The following is a 16357-nucleotide window of genomic DNA, read 5'->3' on the forward strand; positions in this document are numbered from 1 at the left end:
TCGATCTTCCGTGCTCGCGGGCGACTCAGCGCGCGCCCAGGCTCCAGCGCGGTCCCTGGGAGCTGTCCTCGATCACGAGGCCGGACTGGTTCAACTGGTCGCGGATGGCGTCGGCGGTCGCCCAGTCCTTGCGGGCGCGGGCCGCCTCGCGCTGGACGAGGACCATGCGGACCAGGGTGTCGACCACGCCGTGCAGGTCCTCGCCGCGCTGCTCGCCCGCTCCGGCCCAGTGCGGGTCCAGCGGGTCCAGGCCGAGGACGCCGAGCATGGCGCGCACCTCGGCGAGCCGGGCCACGGCGGCCTCCTTGTCGTCGGCCGCGAGCGCGCTGTTGCCCTGGCGGACGGTGGTGTGCACCACCGCGAGCGCCTGCGGCACGCCCAGGTCGTCGTCCATCGCCTCGGCGAACGCGGGCGGCACCTGCTCGGCCGGCTCGACCGGGCCCGCCCTCTCCACCACGCGCTGGACGAAGCCCTCGATCCGGGCGAACGCGGACTCGGCCTCGCGCAGCGCCTCCTCGCTGTACTCGATCATCGAGCGGTAGTGCGGGGTGCCCAGGTAGTACCGCAGCACGATGGGCCGCCACTGCTTGACCATCTCGGAGACGAGCACGCTGTTGCCCAGCGACTTGGACATCTTGTCGCCGGCCATGGTCACCCAGGCGTTGTGCACCCAGTACCGCGCGAATTCGTCGCCGTAGGCCTTGGCCTGGGCGATCTCGTTCTCGTGGTGCGGGAAGATCAGGTCCAGGCCGCCGCCGTGGACGTCGAAGGCGCTGCCGAGGTACTTGTGCGCCATCGCCGAGCACTCCAGGTGCCAGCCCGGACGGCCCGGCCCCCACGGGGTGTCCCAGGTCGGCTCGCCCGGCTTGGCCGCCTTCCACATGGCGAAGTCGCGCGGGTCGCGCTTGCCGGTCTCGCCCTCACCGGAGGGCTGGAGCAGGTTGTCGAGCTCCTGTCGCGACAGCTCCAGGTAACCGGGGAAGGAGCGCACGTCGAAGTAGACGTTGCCCTCGGCGGCGTAGGCGTGACCGCGCTCGATGAGGCCACGCATCATCTCGATCATCTCCGGCACGTGGCCGGTGGCGCGGGGCTCGTAGGTGGGCGGCAGGCAGCCGAGCGCGGTGTAGCCGTCGTCGAACGCGCGCTCGTTGCCGTAGCCGATCGCCCACCACGGGCGGTGCTGCTCGTGCGCCTTGGCGATGATCTTGTCGTCGATGTCGGTGACGTTGCGGATGAACGTCACCTCGTAGCCGCGGTAGGCGAACCAGCGGCGCATGATGTCGAAGTTCAGCCCCGAGCGGATGTGCCCGATGTGCGGGGCCGCCTGCACGGTGGCGCCGCACAGGTAGATCGAGACGCAACCCGGCTCGAGCGGGGTGAAGTCACGGATCTGCCGGGCGCTGGTGTCGTACAGGCGAATAGTCACCACACCAGGGTAGTGGGCCCCGGGCAGTACCTCGCTTGCCTTCCCGCCGCGTGCGCGCTGCTTTTCCGCACACGTTCCGCACATCCCCCGCGCGGGAGGGCCGCGGTCACAGGATCCCGACGACCTTCCGCGGCCTGATCCGTACGATCACGCGCTCGGCGTCCTGCGCCGAGGAGGGGTTGAACTCGGCGTACTTCTTGCCGGTGTACTTCAGGGACAGCTCGTCGATGAGCTGCCGGGCGCCCGCGGTGGTCAACTCGGCGGTGCCGCGGATCTCGGCGTACTCGTAGGGGGAATCGGGGTCCTGGACGACGACGCTCGCGCGGGCGTCGCGGTCGAGGTTCTTCTTCTTGCGGCGGTCGACGGTGGTGGAGACGAGGACGTCGTCGCCGTCCCGCTTCGCCCATACCGGGGACAGCTGCGGGCTGCCGTCGGGCTGGATCGTGCCGAGGACGACGAAGACGGGACCGTCGAGCAGTGACTTGAGCCGTTCGGGCAGGGCGGCGGACATGGGGGACCTCCGTGAGCCTGGTCGGGCGTCGGGTGCCCGCGTCGGGGGCGAGGGGTACGCGGGTACCCTCGCACGCCGTCAGCCCGCTCGCACCACGAGCGCCGTGGCCACCGCCATCAGCCCCTCGCCGCGGCCGGGGAAGCCGAGCCCGTCGGTGGTCGCGCCGGAGACGGTGACCGGCGCTCCGGCCGCCTCGGACAGGACCTTCTGTGCCTCGTCCCGGCGCTTGCCGATCTTCGGCCGGGGGCCGACGACCTGCACCGCCACGTTCCCGATCCGGAAGCCCGCCGCGCGTACGATCCGCGCGGCCTCCGCCAGCAGGGTGACCCCGGACGCGCCGGACCACTCGGGGCGCCCGGTGCCGAAGTGCTGCCCGAGGTCGCCGAGGCCGGCGGCCGAGAACAGCGCGTTGCACGCGGCGTGCGCGACGACGTCGGCGTCGGAGTGCCCGGCCAGTCCCGGGCCCTCGCCCTCCCACTTCAGGCCCGCGCACCACAGCTCGCGGCCCTCCTCGAAGGCGTGGATGTCGGTGCCGATGCCGACCTGGGGAAGCATGGGCGCGTCAGAAGCCATCGTTCAGCCTCCGCCGGGCCAGGACCGCCTCCGCGAGGACCAGGTCCAGCGGACGGGTGACCTTGAAGGCCTCCTCGTGGCCGGGCACGGCCACGACCCGCTCGCCGAGCTGCTCGACCATGCTCGCGTCGTCGGTGACGTCGTCGGTGACCGTCTCGTGGGCGCGGACCAGCGTCGCCCGGTCGAAGCCCTGCGGGGTCTGCACGGCCCGCAGCCGCGAGCGGTCGGGCGTGGACACCACCGGCTCGGGCCCGCCGGGCACCGCCGCGGGCTCGACCTGCTTGACGGTGTCGGCGAGCGGCAGCGCCGGTACGACGGCGGGCGCCCCGGCCTGCACGGCCTCGATGACCGCGTCCACGGTGTCCACCGGCACCAGCGGGCGGGCCGCGTCGTGCACGAGGACGATGTCGTGGCCGGGCGGCAGCGCGTCCAGGCCGAGCCTGACCGACTCCTGGCGGGTCTCGCCGCCCGGCACGACGAGGAAGTCCGTGCGCTCGGGCAGCGCGTGCGCGTCGAGGAGCGACTTGACCTCGGCGGCGCCGTCGGACGGGGCCACGACGACGACCAGGGAGACCGCCCGGGAGGCGGCCATGGCCCGCACGGCGTGGATGAGCATGGGCGTGCCGTTCAGCGCGCGCAGTGCCTTGGGGGCGCCCGGACCGAGGCGTACGCCCCGGCCGGCGGCCGGAATCACGGCGGCGACGGAGGCTCCCGGTCGGCCGCTCGTGGGTGAGGGGCGCGAATCGTCAGACATGGTTCCTGTCAGGTTTGTGTGGCGGCCCGGCGTGGGTATGGCCTGGGGGAGCACCCCCCTGCTCGTAGAGCCCGGGGGGAGTGCCGGGCATGCGGCCTCGACCGGACCCTTCCGTGACCCTGGTCGAGTCGGCTGCCCGGGCCCGGCACACAGTATCGGGGGCCTCCCCGGCCGTACGGCATGGAGGACACCCGCGCGGACGCGCGCGGGTACGAACATGCCGCAGCGCCCGGCGACGTGAAACGCGCCATCGGGCACCGCGGCATTTTCTGTGCTGAACTGAGGCGGGTGTGGCAGTCGCCTCGCGTCAGGACGCGAGAACCTCGTCGAGCAGGGCCTCGGCCTTGTCCTCGTTGGTGTTCTCCGCGAGGGCGAGCTCGCTCACCAGGATCTGGCGGGCCTTGGCGAGCATGCGCTTCTCACCGGCGGAGAGTCCGCGCTCGCGCTCGCGACGCCACAGGTCACGCACGACTTCCGCGACCTTGATGACATCGCCGGAGGCGAGCTTCTCCAGATTTGCCTTGTAACGACGCGACCAGTTCGTGGGCTCCTCGGCGTACGGAGCGCGCAGGACCTCGAAGACCCGGTCCAGCCCGTCCTGACCGACCACATCACGCACGCCGACGAACTCCGCATTGTCCGCTGGCACACGCACCGTCAGGTCACCCTGGGCGACCTTCAGCACCAAGTAGGTCTTGTCCACGCCTTTGATCTGGCGAGTTTCGATAGCCTCGATCAGCGCGGCCCCGTGATGGGGATAGACCACGGTGTCGCCAACCTTGAACGTCATGTGACAGGTACCCCTTCCGTGGCTATCCAGGGTAACACGGATACGGCGTCTTCTGAATGGCGTTTTCGCAGGTCAGGGCATATCTCGGGGCTTGACAACAGCGACGGGGACGTGCTTCGGAGGGGTCACGGGGGTCAAGGGGAAGCAGGTATTCGCAGGTCGGAGGGGCTCTCCACGCGAGGTGAAACGCGTACGTTACACACATCCGGCGCCCCGTCCAAACGGCTGAACATCCCGTTTTGTCTGGTTCCAAGCGCTCGACTTCCGCTACTCCGTTCGGTGCTCCGGAGCCGTCTCCAAGACGAATCCGGAATTGATCACGTCGTTCGCGCCATCCCCCGGATGGACGACCGGTGATCAATTCCCGCCCCCGGCGCGCATTCCTCCACCGGAAATCCCCGGCAGGCCGATGACGGGCTATGAGCGGGCTATGCGGGGGGCGCTTATCGGAAAGGCGGACGGCCGCCCGGCCCAATGCGCGGGCGCCCGCACGACCCCGGCCCGCACGACCGGATTCGGGACGCCGGGACGGCTGCGCCGCGGGGGCGCGGGGTGTGGCGGAAGGCACAGGGGGCGGGTCGGGTGCGGGCCCGTGGGAACGGCTCGGTAACCTATGGCCGCTGACAGACGCTTAGGGCGGCTTTATAAGGGAGCCGCCCTGTTCCGCCCACGTTCAAGGAGTTGCCGCCGCCGTGAGCAGCAGCCTTCGACGCGGCGCCCTCGCCGCCGCCGCCATCGCGTTCTCGATCGCCTCGCTCGCCGCGTGCGGCGCCGGCAACGATGCCCAGACGCTCCAGATCCGCCCCGACCACGCGGCCACGAGGGTCGGCACGATCAAGGTCCAGAACGCTGTGGTCGTCACCCAGCCCGGCGTCCAGACCAAGGGCCCGGCCGTGATCATCGCGACGCTCTTCAACAACGGCACGACCGACCAGACGCTGGACGGTATCCGTGTCGACGGCGACGGCTCCGCCCAGATCACCCCGGCGCAGGGCAGCGGCAAGCTGACCATCCCCGCGCACGGCTCCGTGATCCTCGGCGGCAAGGGCAACGCCTCCGCCGCGCTGACCAACCCCGGCCCGGTGCTCAAGGACGGCAACGCGCAGAAGATCACCTTCACCTTCAGCAAGACCGGTGACGTGAGCCTGCGCGCCTTCGTGGTCCCGGCCCAGGGCTACTTCGACAAGTGGGGCCCGAGCAACATCCCGGCGGCACCCGGCGAGCCGGCCGCGTCCCACTCCGCCGCGGGCCAGCAGTCGAAGTCGCCGGCGGCCCAGCAGTCCGGGTCGGCCTCCGCGTCGGGCGGCGACGCCGCCGCGCCCAGCGACTCGGCCTCGCAGTCGACGACCGGCAACTGAGACCCGGTCCGCGACAAGCACGGCAAGCACGCCGAGGGCGGCACCCTCTTCAGGAGGGTGCCGCCCTCGGCGTGCAGGGGACGGACGATGCGCGCTGCGCGGCCCGCACCGGTCTACGGCTCGAACTTGTAACCGAGCCCCCGGACCGTCACCAGGTAGCGCGGGGCGCCCGGATCCGGCTCGATCTTCGCGCGCAGACGCTTGACGTGGACGTCCAGCGTCTTGGTGTCGCCGACGTAGTCGGCACCCCAGACGCGGTCGATGAGCTGCATCCGGGTCAGGACCCGGCCGGCGTTGCGCAGCAGCATCTCCAGCAGGTCGAACTCCTTGAGGGGGAGGTCGACCTTGGAGCCGGAGACCGTGACCACGTGCCGGTCGACGTCCATGCGGACCGGCCCGGCCTCCAGGGCCGCCGGAGTGACCTCCTCCGGCTCACCGCGCCGGCGCAGCACCGCGCGGATACGGGCGACCAGCTCGCGGGAGGAGAACGGCTTGGTGACGTAGTCGTCCGCGCCTATTTCCAGGCCGACGACCTTGTCGATCTCGCTGTCCTTGGCGGTCACCATGATCACGGGAACGTTGGAGCGGCCGCGCAGCTGGCGGCACACCTCCGTGCCGGGCAGCCCCGGCAGCATCAGGTCGAGGAGGACGAGATCGGCGCCGTTGCGCTCGAACTCGTCGAGTCCGTCGGGCCCCGTGGCCGCGACGGCGACCTCGAAGCCCTCCTTGCGGAGCATGTACGACAGGGCGTCGGAGAAGGACTCCTCGTCCTCGACGACGAGCACTCGGGTCACGGAAGGACCTCCGGGGCGGGAAGCGGTTCGTAAGGGGCTGGTTGAGTGAGCTGCCCGGCCTCCTCGTCGAGGGCGGGGTGCTGCTGCGCGCGGTCGCGGGCCTCTCGGGCCGCGGCCGCCTCCGGCAGCCGCAGGGTGAAGGTGGAGCCCTGTCCCTCGGCGCTCCACAGGGTGATCTCCCCGCCGTGCGAGGCGACCACGTGCTTCACGATCGCCAGACCCAGGCCGGTGCCCCCCGTGGCACGCGACCGGGCCGGGTCGACGCGGTAGAAGCGCTCGAAGATGCGCTCCTTGTCCTTGTCCGAGATGCCGATGCCCTGATCGGTGACGGCGATCTCGATGAGGTCCCCGCCGGGGACGTTGACCCTGCGCGCGGCGATGCCGACGCGGGTGCGGGACGGGGAGTAGTTGACGGCGTTCTCCACGAGGTTGCCGAGGGCGGCGGCGAGCTGGCCGCGGTTGCCCCACACGCGCAGGTCCGCGGTGCCACCGGCGGCCATCGTGATCTGCTTGGTTCCCGCCTGATGGCGGCAGCGGTCGATGGCCTCGGCCACCAGCTCGTCCACGCGGACGGGCTCGGCGTCCTCCAGCGGGTCGTCGTTCTGCACCCGGGACAGGTCGATGAGTTCCTGCACCAGGTTGGTGAGCCGGGTCGCCTCGATCTGCATGCGCCCGGCGAAGCGCTCCACGGCCTCCGGGTCGTCGGAGGCGTCCATGACGGCCTCGGACAGCAGGGAGAGCGCGCCGACGGGCGTCTTCAGCTCGTGGCTCACATTGGCGACGAAGTCGCGTCGTACGGCCTCGATGCGGCGGGCCTCGGTCAGGTCCTCGACCAGGAGCAGGACCAGCCGGGAGCCCAGCGGCGCGACACGCGCGGAGACGGCGAGGGCCTCGCCGCGTCCGGTGCCGCGTCGCGGCAGGTCAAGCTCGACCTGCCGTATCTCTCCGTCCCTCCTGGTGTCCCGGGCCATCTGGAGCATCGGCTCCACGGCCAGCTTGCCGCCGCGGACCAGCCCGAGGGCGTACGCTGCGGAGCTGGCCTTGACCACGGCGTCGGCCTCGTCGAGGACGACCGCGGAGGAGCGCAGCACGGAGAGGACGGTGTCCACACCCGGCGGCAGGACCGGGTCGATGTGCAGGGAAGTACGGGTCGGGCGCCTCTGCTCGCGCTCGCTCCAGCGGAACGCCAGCATGGCGATGACGCCGGTGAGCACTCCGGCGATCGCTGCCGCTGCGGCGACCGCCGCGTTCACGTCCATGCGTCCAGGTTAGGCACGGGACAGGACCCGTCCACAGCCGTCGAGGTGCGACCTCGGACACTCGTCGCCCAGAGTTCACCTTGGAGCCAGTAATGGTTCATTTGGGGTGACGGAAACGGACGCGTACGCCCCCGACCGTGGGAGCGTGGGGTTCGTACCCCAGGCTCCGCCGTGGCCTCCGGCCCCGGAGACCCCTACCGAACCCCCGAACGACGACGCACGAGAGGGAACCCTGATGCGGGACGCGTACCACGAGGAACTGGACTCGATCGGCGACGGTCTGGTGGAGATGGCCCGGCTGGTCGGGTCGGCGATCGGGCGCGCCACGACCGCCATCCTGGACGCCGACCTGAAGCTGGCCGAGAGCGTGATCGAGGGCGACCAGAGGGTCGACGAGCTCCAGCATGACCTGGAGGCCCGGGCGATAGCCCTGCTGGCCAGGCAGCAACCGGTGGCGACGGACCTCAGGATCGTCGTCACGTCCCTGCGGATGTCCGCCGACCTGGAGCGTTCGGGCGACCTGGCCCAGCACGTGGCCAAGCTCGCCCGGCTGCGCTTCCCGCAGCGCGCGGTCCCGCAGGACCTGCACGCCACCATCCTGGAGATGGGGCAACTGGCCCAGCGCCTGATGGCGAAGGCGGCCGAGGTGATCGTGACCAAGGACGTCGACCTGGCCCTCCAGCTGGAGCAGGACGACGACGAGATGGACCTGCTGCACCGCACCCTGTTCCAGCACCTGATCGACGACCGCTGGAAGCACGGCATCGAGACGGCCGTGGACGTCACCCTGCTCGGCCGCTACTACGAGCGGTACGCCGACCACGCGGTGGCGGTCGCCAAGCGGGTGGTGTACCTGGTGACCGGTGAGCACGCGGACGACTTCCAGCAGGACATCCAGCCGGTGACGGGGGTGGAGGGCGCCTGACGACCGGGAGCCGGCCGGGGCCGGCGCGCGGGGACGCCGAGGCGTGCTCGAGCCACCGTGCGCCGTTGATGCGCCCAGTGCGGCGGGCATGAAATGGGCAAAGGCACCAGCCTCGAGGAGGGACCCATGGCCGAATCCCCCAGCACCACACCCGACCCCACGCACGAACGCGAGACCGAGCAGCCCGCCGAGATCAGGAGCCTCCCGCTCTTCGGCGCCTGCGGCTGCGGCTCGGGCTGCGGCTGCGGCTGCCAGTCGGGCGGCCCCTGCCAGTGCGGCTGACGGGCCGCCGACGCCCACCACGTCCACCTGTCTCGGTTCACCTACATCCGCACCGCGGCACGTCGCCGCGGTGGTCGCAGGGCCCCGGTACTCCACCGGGGCCCTGCGCCGTATGCGCCGGCACCCGCACCGGCTGTTACGCACGGAGGAGTGACGGCCGCGCCGCGTCCGGGGTGGCGCGCCATGGCGAGCGCGCGCCGCGGCTCAGTGCCCGCAAGGGCCTTCCCGCCGACGGCCCGTCAACTGTCCGTGTTCGGCGAGTGAATGATCCCTACAGGCAACCGTCACAGAAATATGGGCACTCTGTAACACCAGTCGGGAATTACCGCCATGTCCGGGAATCGACGGACAAGGTGTGAGGGAGCGGCCGGCCGGCCGCCACCGCACAGCGCACACTCCACCCGCACGGCTCGTCCCCGCGGGCGGAGTGTGCTCGCACCAAGCAGGGAGAGCCCGTGTCCGTTTCCGTTTCTGTGACCGCTCGTCGTCTGGCCGCCGCCGTCGCCGCCGCCGGAGCACTGGTCGGTACCGTCGCGCTGCCGGCGTCCGCGGCCGACCACGCCCCGCGCTCGCACCGCGAGAACGTGGTGATCAGCAACGTGCACCTCGGCACCGAGGGCCGTTACTACCGCTCCAACCGCGCCCTGAACCAGGAGTGGGTGGCGATCACGAACAACAGCCGCCAGAACGTCAACCTGAGCGGCTGGACGCTGTCCGACAGGCACGGCCACACCTACACCTTCCGCCACTTCCGCCTCAGCGGCCACGACACGGTCCGGGTCCACACCGGCGTGGGCCGCGACACCCGCAACGACTTGTTCCAGGACCGCCGCAACCAGGTCTGGGACCGCCGCGACACCGCCACCCTGCGCAACGAGCGCGGCCGCGTGGTGGACACCGCCGCCTGGAACAACGACCGCCACGACCCCCGTGACACCCGCGGCTCGCACAACGACCGCGACGACGCGCGTGACACCCGCGGCTCGCACAACGACCGCGACCACCGCGGCGGCCGCCGCTGACCCCGAGCACCCCCTGCTGACGGTCCGGGCAGGCCCCGGCCACTGAAAGGCCCCCGGCCGGCGGAGATTCCGCCGGCCGGGGGCTCTTACGATCACGCCGAAGCCGCCACGACAGCGGCCAGGCGATACCCCACCGGTCTTCTCTCCATGCCGCGGGACGCTGGCGCACCCACGAGCGAGCGACCGTCAGTACGGATGGTGGTTCGGCTTGTCCTGCCACGCCTGGTAGGCCTGGGCGCCCAGCTCGGGGTACATCTGCTTGATGCTGATGCTCCGCTGGTCCGGAGGCCGCTGGAAGTCCTCGTACTGGAAGTCGTCGCTGAACCCGATCTCCTCGGTGGCCTTCCAGTCACAGCTGTAGTAGACGGCGCCGATTCGCGCCCAGTAGATGGCGCTCATGCACATGGGGCAGGGCGCGCCGCTGGTGTAGATCGAGCATCCCTGGAGCATGCGGGCACGCTCCGGCAAGATGTCCGGGGACCCCTCGGGACGGGGCACCAACTCCAGTGTGTACTCGTTCTGGTGGTCTTCCGAGACCGTGGGAGCATCCGGGTTGAGGTACTGGATGGCCTTGCGTATGGCTTCCACCTCGCCATGCGCGGTGGGATCCGCCGTGAGCAGCACGCGGTTCTGGCCTCGAGCGATCACCTCGCCATCATGAGTGATCACCGCACCGAAGGGGCCTCCCCAGCCGTTCTCGACGGATTCGGTGGCCAACTGCGCCGCTTCGGCCAGGTGCTCCCTGTGTCCCATCTCGGCGCCTCCGATCCCACGTTACTTTTGCGGCATATGGGGCTTTTATCTACTCTAGGAGGCGTGAGTCCTCGTGCAACTCCTGGCTCCCACGGTGACAGCGCGACCGTCGTGATCTCACAGAAGGTCCGTCCGGGATGTGAAGACGACTACCTGCGCTGGCAGGATCGAACCAACGACGTCGTAGGCGAATTCGACGGGTTCGAGGGAACGGAGCAGTACCCTCCGCCCTCCGCCGAGGGAAACGAGTGGGTCGTCGTCTTCCGCTTCTCCCACCTGGATCAGCTGACCGCGTGGATGAACTCCGATACGCGCCGTGAACTCCTCGAGCAGGGACGCGAACTGTTCGAGGAGGCCCCCACGCAGGAAGTTCTCGCGGGTGGCACGCCGGTCCATGACGCCGTCACCGCGGTGATCTCGCACGACGTGCGACCTGACCAGGAACGGGCGTTTGTGAGCTGGCAGGAGAAGATCCTGTCGGCTCAACGGAGGTTCCCGGGATTCATGGGCTCGGAGTTGTTCCGGCCCGTGAAGGGGATCCAGGACAAGTGGGTCACTGCCTTCCGCTTCGACACCCGTCAACACCTGGACACGTGGCTCGAATCCACCACTCGTCGAAAGCTCCTCGACGAAGGGCGCGGCACCTTCGTTTCCTACGACGTACGCAAGGTCGGATCCGCGTTCGGCAGTTGGTTCCGCTTCGAGCAGGGTGCGGAAGAGGGTGGCCCGCCCAACTGGAAGCAGGCCATGTCCGTGGTGCTGGCCCTCTATCCCACCGTCGAGATCCTCAACCTTGTGGTGGGCCCCCGACTTGCCGCTCTCGGCCTGCCCGGATATCTCGCCTTGTTCGTCTCGAACGTGTTGAGCGTGTCCATCCTGACATGGCTGCTGATGCCGTTGGTGAACAGAGCTCTCGCCTTCTGGTTGATGCCCAGTCAGGCGCGGTCCCTCCGCATCGACGTGGCAGGTGCCGCGGTGGTGGCGATCTGCTGGCTGGCGTTCATCGTGATCTTCGGCCTGACCACCGGCTGACAGCCGGCCCCGGGAGATGCTCACGACGAGGAGGTCGTCATGAGCGAACAAAACCGGCGCTCACGGATTGGGGGCGCGCTCCTCCGCAGGGGCGACGCGGACTACGAGACCGCCCGTGCCCGCGTTCTGTGGAACGAGCTCAAGCCGGACCGGTACCCCGATCTGATCGTCCGAGCCGCCAACGAGCGGGACGTTCAGGAAGTCCTGAAGCTGGCCGTCTCCAGCGGACTGCGACTCGCCGTACGCGCGGGCGGACACAGTTGGTGTGGTTCACCACTGCGGGACGGGGGCATACTCCTCGACCTCTCGGGGCTCGATCAGTGGAAGATCGATGCCGACTCGGCGACGGCCACCGTGCAGCCAGGTGTCATCGGCAGCAGATTCGCGAGGGAGCTCGCCCGGCGCGATCTCGCCTTCCCCGCAGGGCACTGCCCCTCCGTCGCTCTGGGCGGCTACCTCCTCAGCGGCGGCCTCGGCTGGAACTCCGGTCTGTGGGGGGTGGCTTGCGCGAGCGTACTGGAGATCACCGCTGTGACAGCCGGCGGTGACGTACTCAGGTGCACCGAAGAAGAGCATCCCGGCCTGTTCTGGGCAGCACGGGGAGCCGGGCCCGGCTTCTTCGCCGTCGTCACCAGCTTCCGTCTCCGTCTGCGGCCGCGCCCGACCGCACCCGCCACGACCTCCTATGTCTTTCCTCTCACGGCAGTCGGCCCCGTAGCCGACTGGGCCACCGAGACGGCGCGCGAACTGCCCGCGAACGTGGAACTGTCCTTCCTCCTGGCCGCCGAGGACGCGCCAGGCGTGCCGGATGGGCCGTGGCCCGAGGTGGTCGTCGTCACCGCCACCGCGTTCGCGGACTCGCACACGGAAGCCGTCGGCGCCCTGCGTCCGCTGCGGAGCTGCCCTCTCTCCGAACGACCGCTGCGGCGGCGACTCGATGAGCCGACGTCTCTCGCCGCTCTCTATGACGGCTCCATGGGCCTGTGGCCCGAAAAACACCGCTACGCGGCCGACACGCTGTGGTCGCACGAGGACTACGCATCGCTCCTGGCGAAGCTGGGCGAAGCGGTCGCCAGAGCCCCTTCCGGGAAGTCCTTCGTGCTGGCGCCCGTCTCACCGGTCTCGCGGGAGGACGAGTCGCTGCGGAACATGGCGTTCTCCGTGCTCGGAGAGAGCTACGTCGTGCCCTACGCCGTCTGGACCGATCCCGCGCATGACGACGTCAACGTGCACTGGCTGCGCGACGCCATGCGCGCGGTGGAGCCGTTCGGAACCGGTCACTACATCGCCGAAGCGGACCTGACCGCCGACCCGTCCCGGGCCCGACGATCGTTCACGAATGCCGATTGGCAGCGCCTGCGCTCCTTGCGGGCGGAGTACGACCCGCAGGGTCTCTTCTTCTCCTACCTGTCCGCCTGAGACGGTCTGGCGCCCAGAGCAGGCGGCGACGGCCGCCCCGTGACGACGGTGTCTGAGCCCTCAGCCGGCGAAGCGAGGGCGCTTGTGCGCCGACACGGCTATTGACCTGCGTAGATCCACTGTGCTTCCCTCCCCGTGGGAGCTTGGGGGACCGCTGTTGACTGTGGCTGTCCGCTCTGAAGCGCACACCAAGGGCACGGGTGGCGTGCAGGGGCGGACCAAGGGGGTATGAGGTGTCTCGGGGCTTTGGGAGACGCATCGGGATCGCGGACGAAGTGACCACTCCGCCCATGCGCATACCGCGACCGGACCTGCCCCGACGACGGCAGAGACTCTGGGCCGTGGCGGGTGTCGCGGCTCTCGGATTCCTCATCGTGCTGGAGTTCGCCGCGCGTCGCTACGGCCTACCAGGGCCGATCACCACCCAGGTGCGAGAGGTGGTGGCCGCCCCCAAGTCGGGCGGACTGCTGTACGCCGCCATGGCGTTGATGATGGTGGTCCTCACCTGGCGGCAACGGTTCATCGCGACGGGTGCGGCGATCGGTATCGACATCGCCTTCGCGCTGGTCCGGTGGGCGGTGGACACCAAGGTGACCAGCGGCCACCCCTTCGGCAACGGTGCGTTGTGGGTGATTCTGGGCTACGGGGTCATCGCTGCCACCCGCCGCACCGGCTCGGAACGTGTCCTGCTGCTGAAGGGCGTCGGGCTGGGCCTGCTGTTGGTGGCCGGCCGCAAGACCGGCGACACATGGCTGCTCATCACCTCGAAGACCCGCCCCGCGGTGCTCGACCAGTACGTGGCGACAGCCGATCACGCGCTGGGCAGTCCGTCGTGGCTGGTAGGCCGGGTCGTCGCGGCCACCGGCCCCATCGGCTTCAATTTCCTCGACATCGTCTACGGTCAGCTCGCGGTGGCCGCAGTCGTCGTCGCCCTGTATCAACTGCGCGGCGTGGCGGTCGAGCGCCGCTTCCCGGGCCATCACCTGGTGCGCACCTTTCTGGTGATCGGCCTTCTCGGGCCGGCCTTCTACATGATCTTCCCGGTGGTCGGACCGATCTTCGCCTACGGCACCGGCACCGAGTACTGGGCAACGGTCAGCCTGTGGTCGCCGGACATTCCGTCCAGTGGGCACTGGGCAGTGGCCGACCTGTGGCCGCAAACGCTGCCGCCGATCAATACCCCGCACCCCATGCCGTTCGACGAGATCACCCCGCGGAACTGCATGCCCAGCCTGCACACGGCGTGGGCCACCGCGATCTTCATCCATACCCGGAAGGGCCCACGCATCCTGCGGTACGCGGGCACGTTCTGGCTGGTTGCCACGCTCGCCGCAACGCTGGGATTCGGCTACCACTACGGCGTGGATCTCCTTGCCGGCGTCGTGTTCGTGCTCACGATCGAGGCAGCTCTGCGGTCGCTCGACCGCGGCTGGGATCGATCGGGGATCCGGCTGGCCGCTTACGGGGCAACGGTCTTCACCGCGCTGTTGGTGGCTTACCGCTTCCTGCCGTTGACGATGGCCGAGCATCCGTGGGTGTCCGGCCCCCTGCTCGTGCTGGCGATGACCTCCGTGATCTACGGCTTCGTACGGACCACCGCGGCCTGGGAACCGAAGGCCACACCAGCGCGACAACCGGTACCGCAACCAGAACCGATCTGAATCGTGTTGCACCGGTTTGTCGGCTGCGCGCCGAGATCGGTCCGTTCAGCTGAAGGGAACGGCCTCCGCCGGGGCGGTGTGCCAGTTGGTGACGATCGGGGCTTCGACAGTGATGGTGCCGACCGGCAGGGAAACCGGGTTGGGGTCGTCGTCACCGACGCCGACGATGATGAAGTCCAGTTCCTTGCCACCGTTTTCCTTGGTGGTCTTCGGATTCACCCCGGCGTAGGCGGTGGTGCTCCCGCTCAGCTTGATCTGCTTGCCGGCGGTCTGCTCCGCGGGACCCGCCTGGGTGCCGTCGGATCCGAACGCCACGGTCGGAAGCGCGGCGGACAGGTAGCAGGTGATCCCCGGCTTCGCCTTGGCGATGATCAGGATGTATCCGCCGGCCTGGGTCTCGGACCTGGTGTTCCAGGAGATGTCGTTGGCGCCGCAGCTCTGCCCGACCGGTTCCCGCTTGCCGTTGCCGGTGTCGGCGCCGGAGCCGGCCGCGTCCTCGGTTCCCTCGCCCGTCGCGTTGGAGCTCTTGTCGGTGCTCTGGCCGCTGCCCGCGGCCGACGAGCCGGCCGGGGTGGCCGCATCGCCGACGGGGGTGGCGGACGAACCCTGCGCGGCGCCGGTGTCCGTGGCCGCGTCCCCGTCCTGGCATGCGGTCATCAACATGGCGCCGCCCACGATGGCTGCGGAGACGAGGAAGGCCTTGCGACGGTTGCCGGACATGAAATCCCCTTTGGTGATCAGTGGTTGAGGCCGGAGCCCTTTCGGCTCTCGGTGGTCGCCTGATCACTATGAGGGGGCTTCGCGCCGAACGGATCCCGGCGCCTTCGTTTCAGGACAACGCTGTCACAGGCCAGTGACATGATCACGAGGAGGTGGGGGAGCCCATGCCGGTTCGACGACGGTGAACGGGGCTGACCGAGACGGGAACTGAGACGGCCGCACTCCTCACCGCAGCACCGGAGACGGCCCGCGGCCGGCTGCCGAAGCCACCTCACTCGTGAGAGCTAAGCCGCCTTGGTTCGCGCGGCACGCATGCCCTGGGCGGGCTCCTGTACATCCTCGAGCAGGAAGGTCTCGTCTTCCCCGAAGTCCGGGGCCTGGAAGGGGTTTGTCGTCGGAGGCGGCAATGCTCCGGCGGCGCGGCGGGGTTGCCCTTCCAGGGCGGAGAACAGCGACGTCGGATCGATGAGAGGTCTCCCTTCCGTTACAGGTCCCTGAAGGGGCCTGGCGTGCCGTGACCGGGCACAGCGGTCCTACAGCTTGGTCATCTTGGCGTACGGGCTCAAGATCCGCATTTGCGCGGAGCCGAAATCCACGAGCACCGCGATTCCATCCTCGATGCCGATCACCCGGCCGAGGCCGTACATGTCGTGTGTGACCTGGTCGCCCACAGCGAAGTGCTTGGGAGCAGGCGTGACCGGGGCCTTGAAGGGGCTGGTAGGCAAATGACGCTTCGGTGCAGCAGGCTTTGTCATCGCCCCCAGTATGCGCCTACGAACCGCGCTGGTGGCTACCTCGCTGATCGTTGGACTCCACTCCAGCGAGAGCTGAGCCCGCCGACCGGCCGGCAGACGGGCGAGGTCGGGCGGTTCGTCCTCCCAGGAGGCCGAAACGCCCGTACCCTTCGTAGTGACTACGGCGTCACATAGCGGGCGCCAAACACTGGAGGCAATACCCCGTGCTGATTGCTCAGCGTCCATCACTGACCGAAGAGGTCGTCGACGAGTTCCGTTCCCGGTTCGTGATCGAGCCGCTGGAGCCGGGCTTCGGCTACACCCTCGGCAACTCGCTCCGCCGC

Annotated in this window: 17 protein-coding genes and 1 pseudogene; 8 read left to right on the forward strand and 10 right to left on the reverse strand. The window is 69.6% G+C overall.

Annotation, left to right across the window (positions count from 1 at the left end; genetic code table 11):
• Positions 1 to 25: 25 nt before the first annotated feature.
• The 5 genes from cysS to ACWEK3_RS30560 form a co-directional block, all read right to left on the reverse strand.
• Complete coding sequence (cysS, locus tag ACWEK3_RS30540) at positions 26 to 1426, reverse strand: cysteine--tRNA ligase (protein WP_453251067.1); 1401 nt, start codon at positions 1424 to 1426, stop codon at positions 26 to 28.
• Between the two features lie 106 nt (positions 1427 to 1532).
• Entirely contained in the window at positions 1533 to 1937 is a 405-nt protein-coding gene (locus ACWEK3_RS30545; RefSeq protein ID WP_450545892.1) for a PPOX class F420-dependent oxidoreductase, read from the reverse strand.
• A gap of 78 nt (positions 1938 to 2015) precedes the next feature.
• A complete protein-coding gene (gene ispF / locus ACWEK3_RS30550; RefSeq protein ID WP_453251068.1) occupies positions 2016 to 2510 on the reverse strand; it encodes a 2-C-methyl-D-erythritol 2,4-cyclodiphosphate synthase in 495 nt (164 codons plus the stop codon).
• Complete coding sequence (gene ispD / locus ACWEK3_RS30555) at positions 2500 to 3264, reverse strand: 2-C-methyl-D-erythritol 4-phosphate cytidylyltransferase (protein ID WP_450545895.1); 765 nt, start codon at positions 3262 to 3264, stop codon at positions 2500 to 2502. Before ispD ends, ispF begins: the two co-directional genes overlap by 11 nt.
• Positions 3265 to 3571: 307 nt before the next feature.
• Positions 3572 to 4054, reverse strand: a complete 483-nt coding sequence (locus ACWEK3_RS30560; RefSeq protein WP_003953493.1) for a CarD family transcriptional regulator — start codon at positions 4052 to 4054, stop codon at positions 3572 to 3574.
• Positions 4055 to 4746: 692 nt separating this feature from the next.
• Between ACWEK3_RS30560 and ACWEK3_RS30565 the strand changes: the two genes are divergently transcribed.
• Positions 4747 to 5412 (forward strand): copper chaperone PCu(A)C, encoded by a 666-nt coding sequence (locus ACWEK3_RS30565; protein WP_450545897.1) that lies wholly within the window; start codon positions 4747 to 4749, stop codon positions 5410 to 5412.
• Positions 5413 to 5525: 113 nt separating this feature from the next.
• On the opposite strand, the gene ACWEK3_RS30570 is transcribed toward ACWEK3_RS30565, so the two are convergent.
• The gene (locus tag ACWEK3_RS30570; RefSeq protein ID WP_010358452.1) at positions 5526 to 6206 is read right to left on the reverse strand and encodes a response regulator transcription factor; all 681 of its coding nucleotides are present in this window, start codon (positions 6204 to 6206) and stop codon (positions 5526 to 5528) included.
• The gene (locus tag ACWEK3_RS30575; protein ID WP_390874924.1) at positions 6203 to 7465 is read right to left on the reverse strand and encodes a sensor histidine kinase; all 1263 of its coding nucleotides are present in this window, start codon (positions 7463 to 7465) and stop codon (positions 6203 to 6205) included. The genes ACWEK3_RS30570 and ACWEK3_RS30575 overlap by 4 nt, the downstream gene beginning before the upstream one ends.
• A gap of 235 nt (positions 7466 to 7700) precedes the next feature.
• Between ACWEK3_RS30575 and phoU the strand changes: the two genes are divergently transcribed.
• The 3 genes from phoU (at position 7701) to ACWEK3_RS30590 (ending at position 9694) form a co-directional block, all read left to right on the forward strand.
• On the forward strand, positions 7701 to 8390 hold the full coding sequence (gene phoU, locus ACWEK3_RS30580) for a phosphate signaling complex protein PhoU (protein WP_450545899.1): 690 nt from the start codon (positions 7701 to 7703) through the stop codon (positions 8388 to 8390).
• 126 nt (positions 8391 to 8516) lie between these two features.
• Positions 8517 to 8672, forward strand: a complete 156-nt coding sequence (locus ACWEK3_RS30585) for a hypothetical protein (protein ID WP_450545901.1) — start codon at positions 8517 to 8519, stop codon at positions 8670 to 8672.
• A gap of 455 nt (positions 8673 to 9127) precedes the next feature.
• On the forward strand, positions 9128 to 9694 hold the full coding sequence (locus ACWEK3_RS30590; RefSeq protein WP_450545903.1) for a lamin tail domain-containing protein: 567 nt from the start codon (positions 9128 to 9130) through the stop codon (positions 9692 to 9694).
• 186 nt (positions 9695 to 9880) lie between these two features.
• Here the strand turns inward: ACWEK3_RS30590 and ACWEK3_RS30595 are convergent, their stop codons facing one another.
• Positions 9881 to 10447, reverse strand: coding sequence for a nucleoside deaminase (locus tag ACWEK3_RS30595; RefSeq protein ID WP_141360101.1), 567 nt, complete (start codon positions 10445 to 10447; stop codon positions 9881 to 9883).
• A 111-nt stretch (positions 10448 to 10558) separates the two neighbouring features.
• Between ACWEK3_RS30595 and ACWEK3_RS30600 the strand changes: the two genes are divergently transcribed.
• From ACWEK3_RS30600 to ACWEK3_RS30610, 3 genes are all read left to right on the forward strand, one after another.
• Positions 10559 to 11479, forward strand: coding sequence for an antibiotic biosynthesis monooxygenase (locus tag ACWEK3_RS30600; protein ID WP_453251069.1), 921 nt, complete (start codon positions 10559 to 10561; stop codon positions 11477 to 11479).
• A gap of 39 nt (positions 11480 to 11518) precedes the next feature.
• Positions 11519 to 12898 (forward strand): FAD-binding oxidoreductase, encoded by a 1380-nt coding sequence (locus tag ACWEK3_RS30605; protein WP_453251070.1) that lies wholly within the window; start codon positions 11519 to 11521, stop codon positions 12896 to 12898.
• Positions 12899 to 13188: 290 nt separating this feature from the next.
• Positions 13189 to 14559: a phosphatase PAP2 family protein gene (locus ACWEK3_RS30610; RefSeq protein WP_453251072.1), complete on the forward strand. Its 1371-nt coding sequence runs from the start codon at positions 13189 to 13191 to the stop codon at positions 14557 to 14559.
• A 45-nt stretch (positions 14560 to 14604) separates the two neighbouring features.
• Here the strand turns inward: ACWEK3_RS30610 and ACWEK3_RS30615 are convergent, their stop codons facing one another.
• Together ACWEK3_RS30615 and ACWEK3_RS30620 are read right to left on the reverse strand one after the other, a co-directional pair.
• Complete coding sequence (locus tag ACWEK3_RS30615) at positions 14605 to 15279, reverse strand: DUF4232 domain-containing protein (protein ID WP_450545907.1); 675 nt, start codon at positions 15277 to 15279, stop codon at positions 14605 to 14607.
• Positions 15280 to 15812: 533 nt separating this feature from the next.
• Complete coding sequence (locus ACWEK3_RS30620) at positions 15813 to 16034, reverse strand: hypothetical protein (RefSeq protein WP_361424740.1); 222 nt, start codon at positions 16032 to 16034, stop codon at positions 15813 to 15815.
• 203 nt (positions 16035 to 16237) lie between these two features.
• Here ACWEK3_RS30620 and ACWEK3_RS30625 point away from each other — a divergent pair.
• Positions 16238 to 16357: pseudogene (locus ACWEK3_RS30625) on the forward strand (DNA-directed RNA polymerase subunit alpha); the annotation flags it as partial.

The organism is Streptomyces sp. NPDC004721 (genome assembly GCF_053601495.1).

Bases quoted from the DNA above. Each gene is read 5' to 3' on its own strand.
- ACWEK3_RS30605 (WP_453251070.1), top strand. From the start codon at position 11,519: ATGAGCGAACAAAACCGGCGCTCACGGATTGGGGGCGCGCTCCTCCGC.
- ACWEK3_RS30595 (WP_141360101.1), bottom strand. From the start codon at position 10,447: ATGGGACACAGGGAGCACCTGGCCGAAGCGGCGCAGTTGGCCACCGAA.
- ispD (WP_450545895.1), bottom strand. From the start codon at position 3,264: ATGTCTGACGATTCGCGCCCCTCACCCACGAGCGGCCGACCGGGAGCC.
- ACWEK3_RS30615 (WP_450545907.1), bottom strand. From the start codon at position 15,279: ATGTCCGGCAACCGTCGCAAGGCCTTCCTCGTCTCCGCAGCCATCGTG.
- ACWEK3_RS30560 (WP_003953493.1), bottom strand. From the start codon at position 4,054: ATGACGTTCAAGGTTGGCGACACCGTGGTCTATCCCCATCACGGGGCC.
- ACWEK3_RS30545 (WP_450545892.1), bottom strand. From the start codon at position 1,937: ATGTCCGCCGCCCTGCCCGAACGGCTCAAGTCACTGCTCGACGGTCCC.
- ACWEK3_RS30585 (WP_450545901.1), top strand. From the start codon at position 8,517: ATGGCCGAATCCCCCAGCACCACACCCGACCCCACGCACGAACGCGAG.
- ACWEK3_RS30610 (WP_453251072.1), top strand. From the start codon at position 13,189: ATGCGCATACCGCGACCGGACCTGCCCCGACGACGGCAGAGACTCTGG.
- ispF (WP_453251068.1), bottom strand. From the start codon at position 2,510: ATGGCTTCTGACGCGCCCATGCTTCCCCAGGTCGGCATCGGCACCGAC.
- ACWEK3_RS30575 (WP_390874924.1), bottom strand. From the start codon at position 7,465: ATGGACGTGAACGCGGCGGTCGCCGCAGCGGCAGCGATCGCCGGAGTG.
- ACWEK3_RS30620 (WP_361424740.1), bottom strand. From the start codon at position 16,034: ATGACAAAGCCTGCTGCACCGAAGCGTCATTTGCCTACCAGCCCCTTC.
- phoU (WP_450545899.1), top strand. From the start codon at position 7,701: ATGCGGGACGCGTACCACGAGGAACTGGACTCGATCGGCGACGGTCTG.